The 14,718-nt window shown below is 73.1% G+C and carries 9 protein-coding genes; 6 read left to right on the top strand and 3 right to left on the bottom strand.

Going from position 1 to position 14,718, the window contains the following annotated elements:
• Window positions 1–269 precede the first annotated feature (269 nt).
• Entirely contained in the window at window positions 270–737 is a 468-nt protein-coding gene (locus GA0070618_RS32720; protein WP_088985087.1) for a DUF1772 domain-containing protein, read from the top strand.
• Window positions 734–2,251 (top strand): MFS transporter, encoded by a 1,518-nt coding sequence (locus GA0070618_RS32715; RefSeq protein ID WP_088985086.1) that lies wholly within the window; start codon window positions 734–736, stop codon window positions 2,249–2,251. The genes GA0070618_RS32720 and GA0070618_RS32715 overlap by 4 nt, the downstream gene beginning before the upstream one ends.
• Window positions 2,252–2,687: 436 nt before the next feature.
• On the opposite strand, the gene GA0070618_RS32710 is transcribed toward GA0070618_RS32715, so the two are convergent.
• Complete coding sequence (locus tag GA0070618_RS32710) at window positions 2,688–3,626, bottom strand: DUF6410 domain-containing protein (protein ID WP_088985085.1); 939 nt, start codon at window positions 3,624–3,626, stop codon at window positions 2,688–2,690.
• Between the two features lie 135 nt (window positions 3,627–3,761).
• A complete protein-coding gene (locus tag GA0070618_RS32705) occupies window positions 3,762–4,229 on the bottom strand; it encodes a DUF1772 domain-containing protein (protein ID WP_088985084.1) in 468 nt (155 codons plus the stop codon).
• Between the two features lie 266 nt (window positions 4,230–4,495).
• Here GA0070618_RS32705 and GA0070618_RS34420 point away from each other — a divergent pair, with 266 nt between their 5' ends.
• The 3 genes from GA0070618_RS34420 (at window position 4,496) to GA0070618_RS32690 (ending at window position 9,903) form a co-directional block, all read left to right on the top strand.
• Entirely contained in the window at window positions 4,496–6,382 is a 1,887-nt protein-coding gene (locus tag GA0070618_RS34420; protein ID WP_197701697.1) for an acyltransferase domain-containing protein, read from the top strand.
• Between the two features lie 45 nt (window positions 6,383–6,427).
• Window positions 6,428–8,500, top strand: a complete 2,073-nt coding sequence (locus GA0070618_RS32695; protein ID WP_143740354.1) for a multicopper oxidase family protein — start codon at window positions 6,428–6,430, stop codon at window positions 8,498–8,500.
• 170 nt (window positions 8,501–8,670) lie between these two features.
• The gene (locus tag GA0070618_RS32690; RefSeq protein WP_088985082.1) at window positions 8,671–9,903 is read left to right on the top strand and encodes an RCC1 domain-containing protein; all 1,233 of its coding nucleotides are present in this window, start codon (window positions 8,671–8,673) and stop codon (window positions 9,901–9,903) included.
• Between the two features lie 131 nt (window positions 9,904–10,034).
• Here the strand turns inward: GA0070618_RS32690 and GA0070618_RS32685 are convergent, their stop codons facing one another.
• The gene (locus GA0070618_RS32685) at window positions 10,035–11,912 is read right to left on the bottom strand and encodes an RNA polymerase sigma factor (RefSeq protein WP_170107870.1); all 1,878 of its coding nucleotides are present in this window, start codon (window positions 11,910–11,912) and stop codon (window positions 10,035–10,037) included.
• A gap of 131 nt (window positions 11,913–12,043) precedes the next feature.
• On the opposite strand from GA0070618_RS32685, the gene GA0070618_RS32680 reads away from it, so the two are divergent.
• Window positions 12,044–14,548, top strand: coding sequence for a S8/S53 family peptidase (locus GA0070618_RS32680; protein WP_094977971.1), 2,505 nt, complete (start codon window positions 12,044–12,046; stop codon window positions 14,546–14,548).
• Window positions 14,549–14,718: the final 170 nt, after the last annotated feature.

The following is a 14,718-nucleotide window of genomic DNA, read 5'->3' as shown; positions in this document are numbered from 1 at the left end:
TCACATTCGCGTCGTTAGGCGTGCAGCGCGGCCCCGGACCGGGGCGATGCGTCACGCCGCCCGGTCGCCTGCTCGCGGTCGATGCTCAGCGGCCCGTCTCGGGTCTGCCTCGGGGCTCGGTCGAAGGTCGCGCACGTCGGTGTCGCCGCCCGCCGCCCGACCGGCCGGGGCTCCCGCCGCGTCGAGCTTTCCTCCACGTCGGCTTGAGGCGACGCCGTGAGCATCGCTGGCGGAGTTCGTTGCCGGACGCGACGGAAGATGGCGAGCCGATGAGAGAGACAATTGCCCAGGCGCTGGCGGTGGTCGCCGTCGGCGGCAGCGGGATCGTGGCGGGGGTGTTCTTCGCCGTGGCGGTGAGCGTGCTGCCGACCCTCTACACCCTGCCCGCGGGCAGCTACATCACCCTGCACCGCAAGCTCGGGCAGGGGTACCACCCGTCGATGCCGCTGATCGTCAACTCGACGATGTTCGCCGACATCGCGCTGATCTTCGTGGTCGAGGAGCCGGTGACCCGGTGGCTCTTCGTCCTGGCCTCGGTGCTGGCGCTGGGCGTGCAGGGGGTGTCCCACCTCGGCAACGTCCCGATCAACAAGCGGGTGCTTCGGGTCGACCCGGACGCCGTACCGGACGACTGGGACGACCCCCGACCCCAGTGGCGACGCCTGCACCAGCTGCGCACCGCGCTGGCCCTGGCGGCCCTGACGGTGACCGCGGCGGGCGTGGCGGTGCTGCCGTGACCGCGACCACGCCCGGCCGCGACGTGGCCGCCCCGCCCCCGGCCGCCCCGGCCGCCGCCCCGCCGAACGCCGCCGAGCCGCCGGCCGCCACCGCCCCGCCGCCCGCGCGGCGGCTCGGTGCCGCGCTCACCGTGGTCCTGCTGGCCACCTTCATGACCAGCTTCGACACCACCGGCGTCAACATCGCGGTGCCGTCCATCCAGGACGGCCTGGGGGCGAGCTACGGCTCGATGCAGTGGGTCCTCGCCGGCTACACCCTGCCGTTCGCCCTGCTGCTGGTCACCGGCGGTCGGATCGGGGACGCCTTCGGCCGTAGGCGGGCGTTCCTCCTCGGCCTTGCCGGCTTCACCCTCGCCTCGGTGCTCGCCGGCGTCGCCGGGGACGTCGGCTGGCTCGTCGCCGCGCGGGTGGTGCAGGGCGTCGCCGCCGCGATCATGGGTCCGCAGGTTCTCGCGGTCTTCCAGGTGCTGGTGCCGCCCGCCCGCCGGGCCCCGCTGCTCGCCGTCTACGGCCTGGTCATCGGCCTGGCCACGGTCTCCGGCCCGATGCTCGGCGGCATCCTGATGGGCGCGGACCTGTTCGGCTGGGGCTGGCGGACCATCTTCCTGATCAACCTGCCGATCGGCCTGGTCGCCTTCCTCGGCGGGCTCGTCTGGCTGCCCGAGTCCCGCGACGAACGGGGACGTGGCTTCGACCTCGGCGGCGTCTTCCTGGCCGCCGCCGCACTGCTGCTCCTGCTGCACCCCCTCATGTACGGCCGCGAGCTGGGCTGGCCGTGGTGGTCCTGGGTGTGCCTGGCCGCCGCCGGTCCGGCGTTCGTGGTGCTCGTCCGGTTCGAGCGGCGCAAGGAACAGGCCGGCGAGTCGCCCCTGGTGGCGTTGCACCTGTTCGGGCAGCGGACGTTCACCGCCGGGGTGCTCGCGAACATCATCGTCGCGGCGCTGATGTCCGGCTTCTTCCTGACCTTCGTGGTGTTCCTCCAGAACGGTCTGGGTTTCACCGCCGAACGCACCGGCTGGACGGTCGCGCCCTGGGCGGTCGGCACCGCGCTCGCCTCGATGGTGGCGATCCCGCTGGCCCGGACCGCCGGGCGGACCGCCCTGGTCGTCGGCGCGGTCCTGATGACCCTCGGCATGGCCGGGCTGAACGCGATCGTGGTCGTCTCCGGCGACCGGCTCACCTCGCTGCCGATCGTGGTCAGCCTCTGCGTCGTCGGCGTCGGCATGGGCCTGGTCAGCGCGCCGATCCTCAACGTCACCCTGGCCGGCATCCCGCACGTCGACGCCGGGTCCGCCGCCGGCATCTTCTCCACCGGCAAGCAGACCGGCGGGGTGCTCGGGGTGGCGGTGACCGGCGCGGTCTTCTTCGGCCTCCTCGCCGACCAGGACACCGCCAGCCGGGCCCGCTTCGTCGACGCGATGGGCTGGACCCTCGGCGTGCAGGTGCTCCTCTGCCTCCTGGTCGTCGCCCTGGTCCACGTCCTGCCCCGCAAGGTCGACGCCGCCGCCCACTGAGCCACGATCGGATTGCGCCTGTCGGGCGGCCAACGCACCCTGGACGGTGGGCTGGCCGCCCGACAGGCACGTCCGGTGTCGGGGCGCGGCGGTTGCCGATCACCACATCCCCGTCGCCCTGGGGGCCGGTGTTCCGATCCCGGGCTTCGTCCCGCGCGGCGCGGCGCCCGCGGTGCCGGGAAGCGCCACGTCGAGCCACCACCTTCCGCGACCGTCACCTGCTGGCTCGCTGGCGCGGTGAGTCGCTCCCCTGGCCTTCGAGGTAACCCTGAGTGTTCGCGGTCGACCGGCGCTGCTCCTCACGCACGGTGACCCTTCGCCCGGCGGCGCGGTGTCGGTGGTTCTCCGTGACCGAGCTGCGTCGCTGCGGGGATCGCGACGGCGAACGGCCGGGCACCCTGGGAGGGATGCCCGGCCGAGGTGACGCGGGGGCGGGTCAGTGTGACGCGGCGACCTCCGGCTCGCGGCGGCCGGTGCCGGCGGACCGGCGGAACGGCAGCCGGACCAGGGTGACCAGGCCGACGACGAGACCGACGAACATGATGATGCCCCACAGCGAGTCCGGCACCTGGCGGCTGCCGAGCATCGGCATCAGCAGCAGCAGGGTCAGCGCGGCCAGCCCCGGCCAGCGCTGGTCGAACGGCACCGACCGCCACCGGTCCCGCTCCCGGGCGGCGAGGACGGCGAACCAGGCCGCCGGCACGACGAGCAGCAGCGCCCAGAAGCCGGGCAGCCGGATGCCCTCGCCGAGCAGCTCCTTCGCCGGCGGGATGCTCAGCGTCAGCCCCACCCACCAGTACTCGATGACCACGAAGACGGTCAGCGCGAGCGCGGTCGCCCACAGGACGCCCCGCGACCGTTCCCGGCGGAACGCCTGCTCGACGATGTCGATGGCGTTGAACGGGCTGAACAGCCGGGACCGCCGCCGCAGCAGCAGCATGGGCAGGGCGGCGACCTCGAGGCCGCCGTACCGCATCACACCGCAGAGCAGCACGCCGATCGTGGTGTAAACGGCGAGCGCCTGGTGCATCGGCGCCGAGCCGATGCCCATCGGGTAGAGCATCATCGGGAGTTGGAGCAGCGCGGACGGGATCCACGGGTTGACCCCCCGGAACCGCTCGATCCGGCCGAAGAACCAGATGACCGCGGTGTAGACGGCGGCCACCACCACGAACCAGACCGCCATCATGGCCAGACCGGAGGCGTCGAGGGCCTTGTCGATCCGGTACCAGAGGCTGCCGACCGCGATCAGCGCGTACAGAATGCGGAACCAGCTCGCGACCGTGCCGACGTCGCGGCCGATCACGAAGCGGGCGTCCCCGGGTGTCTCCGCCCGGTCCACCGCGGCGGCGGTGGCGCGTGTGTCAGGGGTCATCAACAGATTCCTTCCGTGGATACCCCGGCTCGGCCGGGGAGGAGCGGGACCTCGTGCGGGCAGGGCCACGGGCAGCCGGTCCGATGCCGGGCGGATCGGTGGCCGGCCGGGCGGGGAACGGGGCCGGCGGGGGGACTAGAGCAGTGGGCCGACGGCGATCGCGCTGAGCCCCAGGGCGACGACGACGAGGACCGTCCGGACCGAGTTCCACCTGCCCCAGCGGACCCGTGGGTTGATCTCTTCGAAGTTCGCCGGCAACCGGTCCGGGTCGAGGGTCTTCAGCCACCGGTTGATCGGGACGTTCTTGGTCAGCGAGATGACCATCGCGCCGAGGAGCAGGACGGCGGACACCCCGAAGCCGATCCGGGACACCGGTTCGTCCACCAGGACGGCCAGGAGCAGGTCGACGACCAGCGACGTGATCATGCAGATCGGCATGAACGGATCGAAGCGGGTCACCAGGAACTGGTGGATCGGCACGTACTGGTCGGTCGGCAGTCGGAGCAGCAGCGGCACCCCGCCGAGCACGGTGATCATCAGCCCGCCGGCCGCCATCCCGGTACCCGTCAGGGTGATCGGGACCAGGAGCTGGGTCCAGGTCATCTTGTTCTCGCTTCCAACCCGAGGGTGGCTCGACCACAGTGGTCGATCCGGCTTCGGGACATCCTCGGACCGCCGTCTCGACGCCAACTCCGAAATGGCTGGAGAACCGGGCGGCCGGGGCTTCCTTCCAGGTGCCTTCGAACCGTTTTCGAGAACCGGCCGCCACTGTCGGTCCGGACTCAGACGACATCGGCGCGACCCGCTCGCCACAGCCCTGCACGGTCGACGGCGGTGGTCGGGCCCGGAGCGGGAGAGAGGTGACCGCGATGGCAGCGACTGATGCCGCGATCGTGAGGTGGGCGGTCGGACCGGCGGATCGGGACGACGCGGGGACCACCGGCCGCGCGGCGACCGTCGCGACCGTGGTCGACCGGCTCGGCCCGACGGTACGGCGGGGCCGGCGGACCTCGCTCGTGCTGACCGGCGCGAATTCTCCGACCGGGTACGAGGGCGGGCTCACCTCGGCGTGCGTGCCGCCGGGCGCCGCCGGGGCGACGGTGTTCGTACCCCGGCTCTGCGCGGCGCTGCACCACGCGGCGACCCGGCTGGCCCGGGCCGAGGCCGACCTCGTGCTGGTCGCGGCCGAACTGGAGGACGAACCGGGGCGGTGGCTGGTGGTGGCGCTGCGCCGCCTCGCCGAGTCCTGGTCGCCCGACGAGCCGCCGCTCGCCGTCGTCCGGGCCACCGACGACCTCACCGAGGCCGACCGGTCCCGCTCCGGGGTGCTCCGCCCCGGCGACCTGCGTCGCATGCTCACCGACGGCTGCCGTCGCCCGAACCCGGTCGCCGACCAGCGGGCCCCCACCCCCGTCGCGCTGCCGGACATCTCCCGGCGGGGGAGTGCGGTCGTCCTGCTGCCGCCTCCCGCGCCGGTCCGACCGCCCGGCGACCCGCTGGTGATCCGCTGGTCGGCCGTCGACGAGGCGACGGACCAGCGGCGACGCCGGGCGATGGGGCGGCTCGCCCGCTTCGAGGGAGACCTGTTCGGCGACCACCGGCGGCGGGTCGAGACGCTGGCCCGCCAGGCCGTTCGCCGGACCGGGTCCGGCGGGATGCGCGGCGCGGTCGTGGCGGCCGACGCCGCCGAGGTGACCGGGGCGTTGGAGCGGCACCGGGCCACTACGCCGAAGGGCCGCCCGGTCGCGTTGATCTTTCCCGGCCAGGGCGCGCAGTACCCGCGCATGGGCGCCGGACTGTACGGCCACGACCCGGTCTTCACCACCGCGATGGACACCTTCTTCGCCCTCTGGGGGGACGGCGGCGACCGGCTGCGCGAGGAGTGGCTCTCCGACGACCCGAGCGTCCCCTTCGACGACGGCTCCCGCGCCCAGCCGCTGCTGTTCGGCGTCGGCTACGCGCTCGGCGCGATGGTCCGCTCCTGGGGGGTCCGGCCGGTCGCCCTGCTCGGGCACAGCGCGGGGGAGATGGTCGCCGCCACCCTGGCCGGCGCGTTCAGCCTGCCCGCCGCCGTCCGGCTGATGCGGGCCCGGGTCACCGAGGTGTTGCGTACCCCGCCCGGCGGCATGCTCGCGGTCGCGGCCACCGCCGACGAACTCCAGCCGTACCTGACGCTGGACCCGACCGGGCAGGTCGCCGTCGCCGCCGTCAACGCGCCCCGGCAGACCATGCTGGCCGGCCCGGACGAGGCGCTGGCCGTGGTCCAGGAGAAGCTGCGCGAGCAGGGGTACGTCTGCCGGCTGGCCAAGGCACGCCAGGCGTTCCACAGCCCGGCGGTCCTCGACGCGTCGCTGGCCACCCGGCACGCGGTCGAGGCGGCCCGGCCCGGCCCGCCGGTCGACCCGGTCTACTCCGCGTACGTCGGTCGGAAGCTCGACGCCGAGACCGCCGGTGACCCGATGTTCTGGACCACCCAGATCGCCGACCCGGTGCTGTTCTGGCCGGCGCTCGACGCGCTGCTCGCCACCGGTGACCTGCTGATCGTGGAGGCCGGCGCGGGTCAGGGGTTGACCAACGTGGCCCGCCAGCACCGCGCGGTGCGGTCGAAGGCCAGTGACGTGGTGGCGTTGCTGCCGGCCTCGCCCGGTGCGCCGGTCGCCGACCGCAGGAGCGTCCTCGCCGCCGCCGCCCGGATCTGGGCCGAGGGCCACGAACTCCGGTGGGAGGCGGTGGACGGCACGTCCACCCGCCCCTGACCGACCACGCCGATCGACGCTGCCCGTTCCCGGAGGTTGCCCGTGTTGTTCGAAAGCTATCTGAACTACGACATCGAGGCCGCGCTCTTCCTCACCCTGCTGTGGGGCACGAGCGCGGTCCTGGTGGCCCGCAGACCACGGCACCGCTCCGACCGGCGGGGCCGACGGCGGGCCACCTTCATGCTGGTGCTGGTCGCGCTCGGCTGGCTCGGCGTCGCCGCCCGTGTCGTCACCACCGCGCTGATGGGCAGCTACGGCTACCTCTTCGTGGCCGACCGGGTCGCCGTGGCGCTACCTCTGGTGATCCTGCCCGCCCTGGCGGTGCTGGTGCTGGCGGTTCCCCGCTGGCGTGCCCACCGGCGGAACCCGTCGGCCGGGACCCGGCTGGCGACCTTCGCCCCGCAGGCGGTGGTGCCGTTCCAGGCGACCGCGCTGGGCGCGCTGGCCGGCTTCGTCACCGCGATCATGGTCACCATGGGCCCGCCGCAGCTCGTCCCGATCCTCACCGTCTACGTGTCCTTCCTGACCATCCTGGTCGGACTCTGGCTGTGGCAGCAGCACCGGTACCGCCTCGCCGCGAACGGGGGCCCGGTCCAGCGCACCCGGCCGGTCCGGGCGCTGCGCGCGGTCGCCGTCGCCACGGGGTTCGTCCTGCTGCTGGTCGGCGGGCTGAGCCTGGCGGCCAACGAGACCGTCCTGCCGGGGCGGATGAACATGACCGACCACGCGCACGGCGGCGTCTCCGCGGCCGGCGCGCACGGTCACTCGACCGGCCGTACGGTCAGCGTGGCCGACCTGACCGGGCCGCGCAGCGAGACGCCGGACCGTCGTTTCACCCTGGTCGCCGAGGCGAAGAAGCTGCGGCTGGCCTCCGGCCGGGAGGTCGACGCGTGGCTGTTCAACGGCACGAGCCCCGGGCCGGAGCTGCGGGTCAAGCGCGGTGAGCTGATCGAGGTGACGGTGCACAACAAGGTGCCGGACACCAACGTGTCGGTGCACTGGCACGGGGTGGACGTGCCCAACGCCGAGGACGGCGTCGCCGGGGTCACCCAGGACGCCATCGAGCCCGGCGGCACGCACGTCTACCGGTTCCGGCCGGACGAGGTCGGCACCCACTGGTACCACTCCCACCAGCAGTCCTCGGTCCAGGTCAAGAAGGGCCTGTTCGGGCCGCTGATCATCGAACCGGAGCAGTCGGACCTGGCCCCCGGTACCCAGGATCTGATCGTCTCCACGCACACCTGGTACTCCGACGAACTGCCCCTGGAGCCGCCCGCCATCGGCACCGTCGACCAGCTCGACCGACGCCGGATGGCCCCGGGCACCCCGGTCCGGCTCCGTCTGATCAACACCGACGGCTCCACCCACCGGTACTCGCTGACCGGCACCCCGTTCAAGGTGGTCGCGATCGACGGCAACCCGATCAACGAGCCGACCGACGTCGCCGGCAGACAGATAGTGATCGGCGGAGGTGGCCGGTACGACCTGGAGTTCACCATGCCCACGCAGCCGGTACGCCTCACCGAGCTGCGGCGCTTCGGCAAGGAACTGCGGGTCGTCGAGGGCGGTCTGCTGCTCAGCGCCGACGGCGCCGGCGACGTGCGGCCGGACAAGCCACAGGACGCGTTCGACCCGACCACGTACGGCTCGCCGCTGCCCACCCCGTTCGGCCGGGACAGCAGATTCACCAAGACGCATTCGCTGGTCTTCGACAACGAGCTGTGGTTCTACGACGGGAAGTTCACGGTGGTCTGGGCCAGCAACGGCATGGCCTTCCCGAAGGCCCCGTCGCTCACCGTCCGCGAGGGCGACCTGGTCAAGGTGCGCTTCGCCAACCGCAGCCACTTCGACCACCCGATGCACCTGCACGGCCACCACGTCCTGGTGCTCAGCCGCAACGGCAAGCCGGCCACCGGCAGCCCGCTCTGGCTGGACACGGTCAACGTCGAGGTGGGGGAGATCTGGGAGGTGGCCTTCAAGGCCGACAACCCGGGCCTGTGGATGGACCACTGCCACAACCTCGACCACGCCGCGGCCGGCATGATGTCCCACGTCATCTACGAGGGGGTGACGACGCCGTACGAGGTCGGCCACGACACCCCGAACAAGCTGGAGTAGCGCACCGTCGGCGGCGGCCCCCGGCCCGATGGCCGGGGGCCGCCGCATGAACGCGTGTAAAGGTGACGTGTATCAATGTAAAGTTCATCGATGTGAAGTGCCGGGTCGCTGGCGACCTGCCGAGGCAACGCCGCCTCCACTTACGGAACCGACGATGCCTGGGAGAACACATGAACGAACATCGGGAGGGCCGGCTACGGACGCGTTGGCGGCGGGCGGCCAGAACCGTCGTCGCGGCGGCGGCCTCGGTCGGGATGAGCGTGCTGTCCATCGGATTCACGGCGGGTGCGGCCAACGCGGGCCTCAGCTCTGCCGACCGGGGCGCACCGAACGTCTCGCTCGCCGCCGCGCCGGTGTCCCGGGTCGCCGCGGGTGATCTGCACACCTGTGTCACCCGCACCGACGGAACGCTCTGGTGCTGGGGCAACAACTTCTACGGCCAGCTCGGCGACGGGACCACCACGGACCGGACCGGTCCGGTCCGGATCGGCGACGCCACCACCTGGGCGCGTATCGACGCCGGTAGCAGCAACACCTGCGCGGTACGCACGGACGGAACGCTGTGGTGCTGGGGTGGCAACCACAACGGGCAGCTCGGCGACGGGACGACCACGAGACGGAGCAGCCCCGTACGGATCGGCACCGCTACCACCTGGGCCAGCGTCAGCGCCGGCGCCAACCACACCTGCGCCGTCCAGACCACCGGCACCCTGTGGTGCTGGGGCCTGAACCGCCACGCGCAGCTCGGCATCGGCACGTCTCCCACTCTGACGACCACCCCGGTGCAGGTCGGCACGGCGACCACCTGGGCGAGCGTCACGACCGGCTACGCGCACACCTGCGCCATCCGCACCGACCGGACCCTGTGGTGCTGGGGCAGCAGCTCGGACGGGCAGCTCGGTCTCGGTATCCGGGACTACCGCGCGACACCGACGCAGGTGGGCACCGCGACCACGTGGACCGGCGTGACGGCCGGATACGTGCACACCTGCGCGGTCCGCGCCGACGGGACACTGTGGTGCTGGGGTGAGAACGGGTACGGCCAGGTGGGCGGGGGCGCAGGCTTCCAGACCACTCCACTCCAGGTCGGCACCGCCACCACCTGGGCAAGGGTCGAGACGAGCGTCGACTCGTCGTGCGCGACGCGCACCGACGGCAGCCTGTGGTGCTGGGGCAAGAACACCTCCGGGCAGCTCGGCGACGGCACCACCACCCACCGGTCGACCCCGACCCGGGTCGGCACCGCCACCACCTGGGCGGACGGCCTTGCCGCGTCCTACCACGCCTGCGCGACGCGCACCGATGGCAACCTGTGGTGCTGGGGCGACAACTCGTTCGGGCAGCTCGGCGACGGCACCACCACCCACCGGTCGACCCCGGCGCAGGTGGCCCTGCCGGCCTGACCGCCGCTGCTGGACCTGTGCCGGCCCGCGCCGCCGCCGGTCGGTGGCGGCGCGGGCGCTCCTCCAGCTGCTTGCAGGTCACGCAGCGCCGTCCCCGGGTGAAGCGGGGACGCAGGAGCCGCGAGGCAGCCCTAGCCGGGCCGTACGCACGGGTCGGCGACCTGGTACGTCGGGCTCTGCGCCGTGCGTCCGTCCACGGCGGTCATCCGTACCGACCAGGTCAGGGCCGTCGCACGTAGCCGTCCCACGGTTGCCTGGGCGGACGCCCCGTCCACGGTCATGGCCTGGGTCGACGTGGCACCCCCGACGGGTGTCCAGCGCACCTCCGCCTGGTCGACCGCGGCGCTGCCGGTGGCTCGGACGACCAGGCTGTAGGTGTCCTGACCGCAGCGCACGTGCGCGCTCGCCGACACGGTGAACGCCCGGGGCGGGGGTGGCGTGGTGGTCGGTCGTGCCACGGCCGGCGCGGTGGTGGGGGCGGCTGTCGTGCCCGGCGCGGTGGTCGGTGCGGCGGCCCCCGGCCGGGAACCGGAGGTGGCGGGCGCGGCAGCGGTGCCGGTCGCGTCAGGTCCCGGTGCCGTCGGGGCGGCGGCGCCGGTAGCCGTGGCGGTGACCACGGGAGGGGTCGCCGCCGGGACCGCCGCAGCCGTCGTCGTCGCGGTCGCGGACCTGCCGGCGGTCGCCCCGGAGGTCGCCGCCACCTGTTCGGCCCGGCGTCCGGGGGCGAGCGCCCAGGTGCCGGCGAGGGCGAGGAGCACCAGCAACCCTGCGGTCGCCGCCAACCGCCGTCGGCGTCGCCGGTCGTGGGTCGCCGCCGAGGTCACCCCGGCGGGGTGGGCCGCCGCACGGGGCAGCGCCGCCCCGCCCCCGGCCACGGTGGCGGCGGACCGGGGAGCCGGGTCGGCTGCCGGCCCTGCGGCGGCCCGGTCATCCGCTGCTCCGGTGGGCCCGTTTCGCGGCTCGGCAGCGGGCGCGTCGCCCCGCCCCGCAGTCGGTCCGGGAGTCGCCGTGCCGTCTGCGGACCCGCTCGGCTCGGTCGTCGCCGACGGGTCCGTCGTCGCATCGGGAGAACTCTCGACGTCGGCGCTGCCGTCGACCGCGTCGGTCACCTCGCCGGTCGGGTCGGTCACCTGACCGTCGACCGCGCCGCTCCCCCCGTCGCCGGTCGCCCCGCCGTCGACCGCGTCGGTCACCCCGCCGTCGGTCGTGTCGGTCGCCTGGCCGTCGGCCGGGCCGGCCCCGGCCAGCCTCGGCCACACCGTGTCGGCGACGACGAGGAACGCCGGAGCCGTGTAGGCGGACAGCAGCGCCGCCGGACTGAGCTGTTCGCGTCGGAGCAGGCCACACGAGGCGCAGTTGTCGATGTGCCGGGCGACCCGCTTGCGCAGGGTCGGGGTCAGCGTGCCCTGCCAACCGTCGATCGTCTCGGCCAGGGCGGGGCAGTCCCGGGCACCGCTGCGGGCCACGAGCAACGCGCCGAGCGCCCGTTCGAGCTGGGTCCGGGCGCGGGACAGGCGGGCGTGCGCGTGGTTGGCGGGCACCCCGAGGGCCGCGCCGATGTCCACCGAGGACAGGTCGTGGCGGATCGCCAGGTGGACCACCTCGCGGTCGCCCGGGTTCAGGGCGGCGGCTGCGGTGTGGACGAGCTCCCGTACCTGCGCGGTGTTGACGTCGGTGCCCGGGTCGGCGGTGTCGGCCACCGGCTCGTCCGCCTCGTCGAGGGGCGAGGAGCGGGACCGGTCCCGGATCTGCCGGAGGCATTCGTTGCGCACGATCGCGTACAGCCAGGGACGCAGCCGGTCGGGGTCGCGCAGTTGGTCGATGCGCTGGCTGGCGGTGAGGAACGCGTCGTGGACGGCGTCCGCGGCGGCCTCCGGCTCACGCACCAACACCCGGGCGTACGTGTAGAGCCGGTCGGCGTACCGCCGGTACAAGCCTTCCAGACCGGCCCGCTCGCCCCGGCGCACCGCCTCGACGAGAGTCCTGTCGTCCTGCGCCGCCGTGTCCATCCGTGACCCCCACTGCTCGTCGACCATTCTCAGTGAAGCGGCCGGAAAAATTCTCCGGGGTTTTCTGTTGGCATCCCGACCCGTCCGGACTCACACCGGTGTCAACCCACCACGGACACCGAGGAGACACCGTGACACCCACACTTTCCGCCCGCCGACTGTTCACCGGCCCGCGCCGCTTCCTGGTCACCGCCGTGGTGGCGGCGCTCGTCGGTGGACTCGCCGCGCCCAGCGCGGCGGCAGCCACCGTGTCGGCACCCGCCGGCCGGACCGACGCGGCCGGCAGCACCGGCGAGACGCTGGACTTCCAGGTCGACCCGAGGTTGCCCGCGCCCCGGCTGTCGGTCGACCCGGTCGGTCGGCTCGGCACCGACCGCCAACTCGGCGTGGTGGCCGGGCCGGACGGTTCGCCGGCCGGCCTGGTGCTCGACGAGGTGATGGTACGGACGTCCGACCAGGCCGAGTTGGACGCCTTCCTGACCCGCTGGGACGGCCAGGTGCTCGACTCGTTCCCGGCCGACGAGCAGGGACAGGACCATCTGGTATGGGTGGACGTCGACCGCGCCGATCCGACGAAACTGGTTGCCGACCTGCTCGCCGCCGAGCCCGGTCAGTCCGGTGTGTACCGGGTCGGTGACGAGCGGGCGCTGCGCCTGCTCGCGCTGGCCGCCGCCGAGTGGCGGGCCGGGACCGAACTGGTCCTCGACTGGCTGGTGGAGCCGACCGGCATCGCCGATGGCAACGTCTTCGAGGCCCCCAACATCAAGAAGAACGTCTTCGACTGGTCGTACATGGGGTCGGGCAACCCGATGGACACCGGCGTGGCCAAGGCCTGGCAACTGCTCCAGGCCAAGGGCAAGCTGACCCGGCAGGTGAAGTACCTGGTGATGGACGGCGGGTTCCAGACCAACCCGGACTTCCCGGCCAAGGTCACGCTGCACACGGCGGAGTGGGGCAAACCCAACCCCAGCAACTGCACGAACGGCACGCCCTGTCCGTGGCACGCCACCGACGTGGTGCTCGCCGGGATGGGTCAGGTCGACAACGGCTACGGCACCGCCGGGCCGGCCGGGCCGGTGGTCGACGAGCTGGTCGCCGTCCGCAACGGCAACGACTACTGGACGAAGCTGCGCCGGCTGGAGAAGGCCGCCGAGGCGACCCGCCCGGACGTGGTGAACCTCAGCTTCGGCCGGGACGTGACCCTCGGCAAGGCACACGCCCGTACCTGGACCGACCGGCGGATGAAGCACGTGCGGGACACCGGGGCGCTGATCGTGTCGTCGTCCGGCAACAACGGCAAGAACATCGACGGCAACACGCTCTACGTGCCCTGCGAGAGCGTCCACGTGATGTGCGTCGGCGGTGTGAACACGTGGGACGCGACGGTGTCGGACAAGTCGAACTACGGCACCAGTGACGTCACCACCTCGGTGGAGATCTACGGCCCGATGTGCGTCCAGGTCCTCCTCGACCCGGCCCAGCCGGGCCTCAACGAGACGGAGGCCCGGTGCGGCACCAGTTTCGCCGCGCCCTTCGTGGGCGGGGTCGCCGCGCTGGTGATGGCCGCCAACCCGGAGCTGACCTCCGCCCAGGTCCGCGACATCCTCAACGACACCGCCCACGTCGGCGGGCTCGGCTGGAAGGTGACCGGCAGCCAGCGTCGGATCAACGCCCTGGCGGCGGTCGCCAAGACGCTGGGCGTGAAGCCCTCGGTGAGCATCAGCATGCCGAAGACCAAGCAGCAGTTCAGTGCGGGCCAGTCGGTGGACCTGTGGGGCACGGCGACCGACTTCGCCGGCAAGGGAATCCCGCTCACCTGGACCAGCAACATTGACGGACACCTGGGCAACGGGTCCAAGACGTTCGTGCCGTCACTGTCGGCCGGCACCCACGTGATCACGGCCAAGGCCACCGACAGCCTCGGGCAGAGCAGCTCGGCGACGGTCACCGTCACGGTGGTGGACAGCCCGGCGAACGCGGCCATCATCTCGCCGCCGGCCGGGCTCACGCTCCCCGCGGGGCAGGCCGTCAGCCTGGTCGGCACCTCCAACGACCCCGACACGTTCGACCCGGTGCCGGACGCCCAGGCGTCCTGGACGGTCCGACGGGGCAACGAGGTGGTCTTCCAGAAGGGCGGTCACCAGACCACCCTCCCGGCCGGTACGGTCACCCCGGGCACGTACACCGCGACGTTCACGGCGGCGGGAGCGGTCGTGCAGCGCGTCTTCACGGCCACCGCGGTACCCGCCGGGCAGTCCCGGCCGACCGCCACGATCACCAAGCCGGCGGCGACCCTGAAGCTGTCGACGATCGACGCCGGGCCGGAGCCGGTCGTGTTCGCCGGCGCCGGCACCGACACGCAGGACGGAGCGGTGCCGGGCACCCGCTACCGGTGGACCGCGTACGGCGACGGCGGGGTCAAGAAGGTGCTCTGCCAGGGCAGCGCGGTGCCCACCGGTGGGCCGGTCGACGACATCGTCGTGCCGAAGAGCTGCGCGAGCTTCACCGGTGAGCTGTCCCCGCTGGAGAGCGGGACCACCTTCACCACCTGGTCGGTGTGGCTGGAGGTCTTCGACTCGACCGGCCTGGTCGGCGTGGACTCCGTGCTGGTCGAGATCCAGACGGTCGCGCCCTGACCAGCCATTCGTACCCGTGCTCCCACACCGCTTCGCCGGTGTGGGAGCACGGGGCGTTCCGCCGTCGGTGCCGCCGGACCGGACGGGGTTCTCCCGGTTCCCGTGACGTCGTCGGTCCGCGCCACGCGGGCGCGTAGCGGCACGGTGCAGCCTCCCGGCCGGTGTAGCGT

It is taken from the genome of Micromonospora echinospora (genome assembly GCF_900091495.1).
Lineage (GTDB): Bacteria > Actinomycetota > Actinomycetes > Mycobacteriales > Micromonosporaceae > Micromonospora > Micromonospora echinospora.
Note: the sequence above shows the minus strand (reverse complement) of the source record. Positions and strands in the feature narration are given on the sequence as shown.

What these genes read in the sequence shown, in the direction of transcription:
- GA0070618_RS32720 (WP_088985087.1), top strand. Translation starts at nt 270, where the DNA reads ATGAGAGAGACAATTGCCCAGGCGCTGGCGGTGGTCGCCGTCGGCGGC.
- GA0070618_RS32710 (WP_088985085.1), bottom strand. Translation starts at nt 3,626, where the DNA reads ATGACCCCTGACACACGCGCCACCGCCGCCGCGGTGGACCGGGCGGAG.
- GA0070618_RS32705 (WP_088985084.1), bottom strand. Translation starts at nt 4,229, where the DNA reads ATGACCTGGACCCAGCTCCTGGTCCCGATCACCCTGACGGGTACCGGG.
- GA0070618_RS34420 (WP_197701697.1), top strand. Translation starts at nt 4,496, where the DNA reads ATGGCAGCGACTGATGCCGCGATCGTGAGGTGGGCGGTCGGACCGGCG.
- GA0070618_RS32690 (WP_088985082.1), top strand. Translation starts at nt 8,671, where the DNA reads ATGAACGAACATCGGGAGGGCCGGCTACGGACGCGTTGGCGGCGGGCG.
- GA0070618_RS32685 (WP_170107870.1), bottom strand. Translation starts at nt 11,912, where the DNA reads ATGGACACGGCGGCGCAGGACGACAGGACTCTCGTCGAGGCGGTGCGC.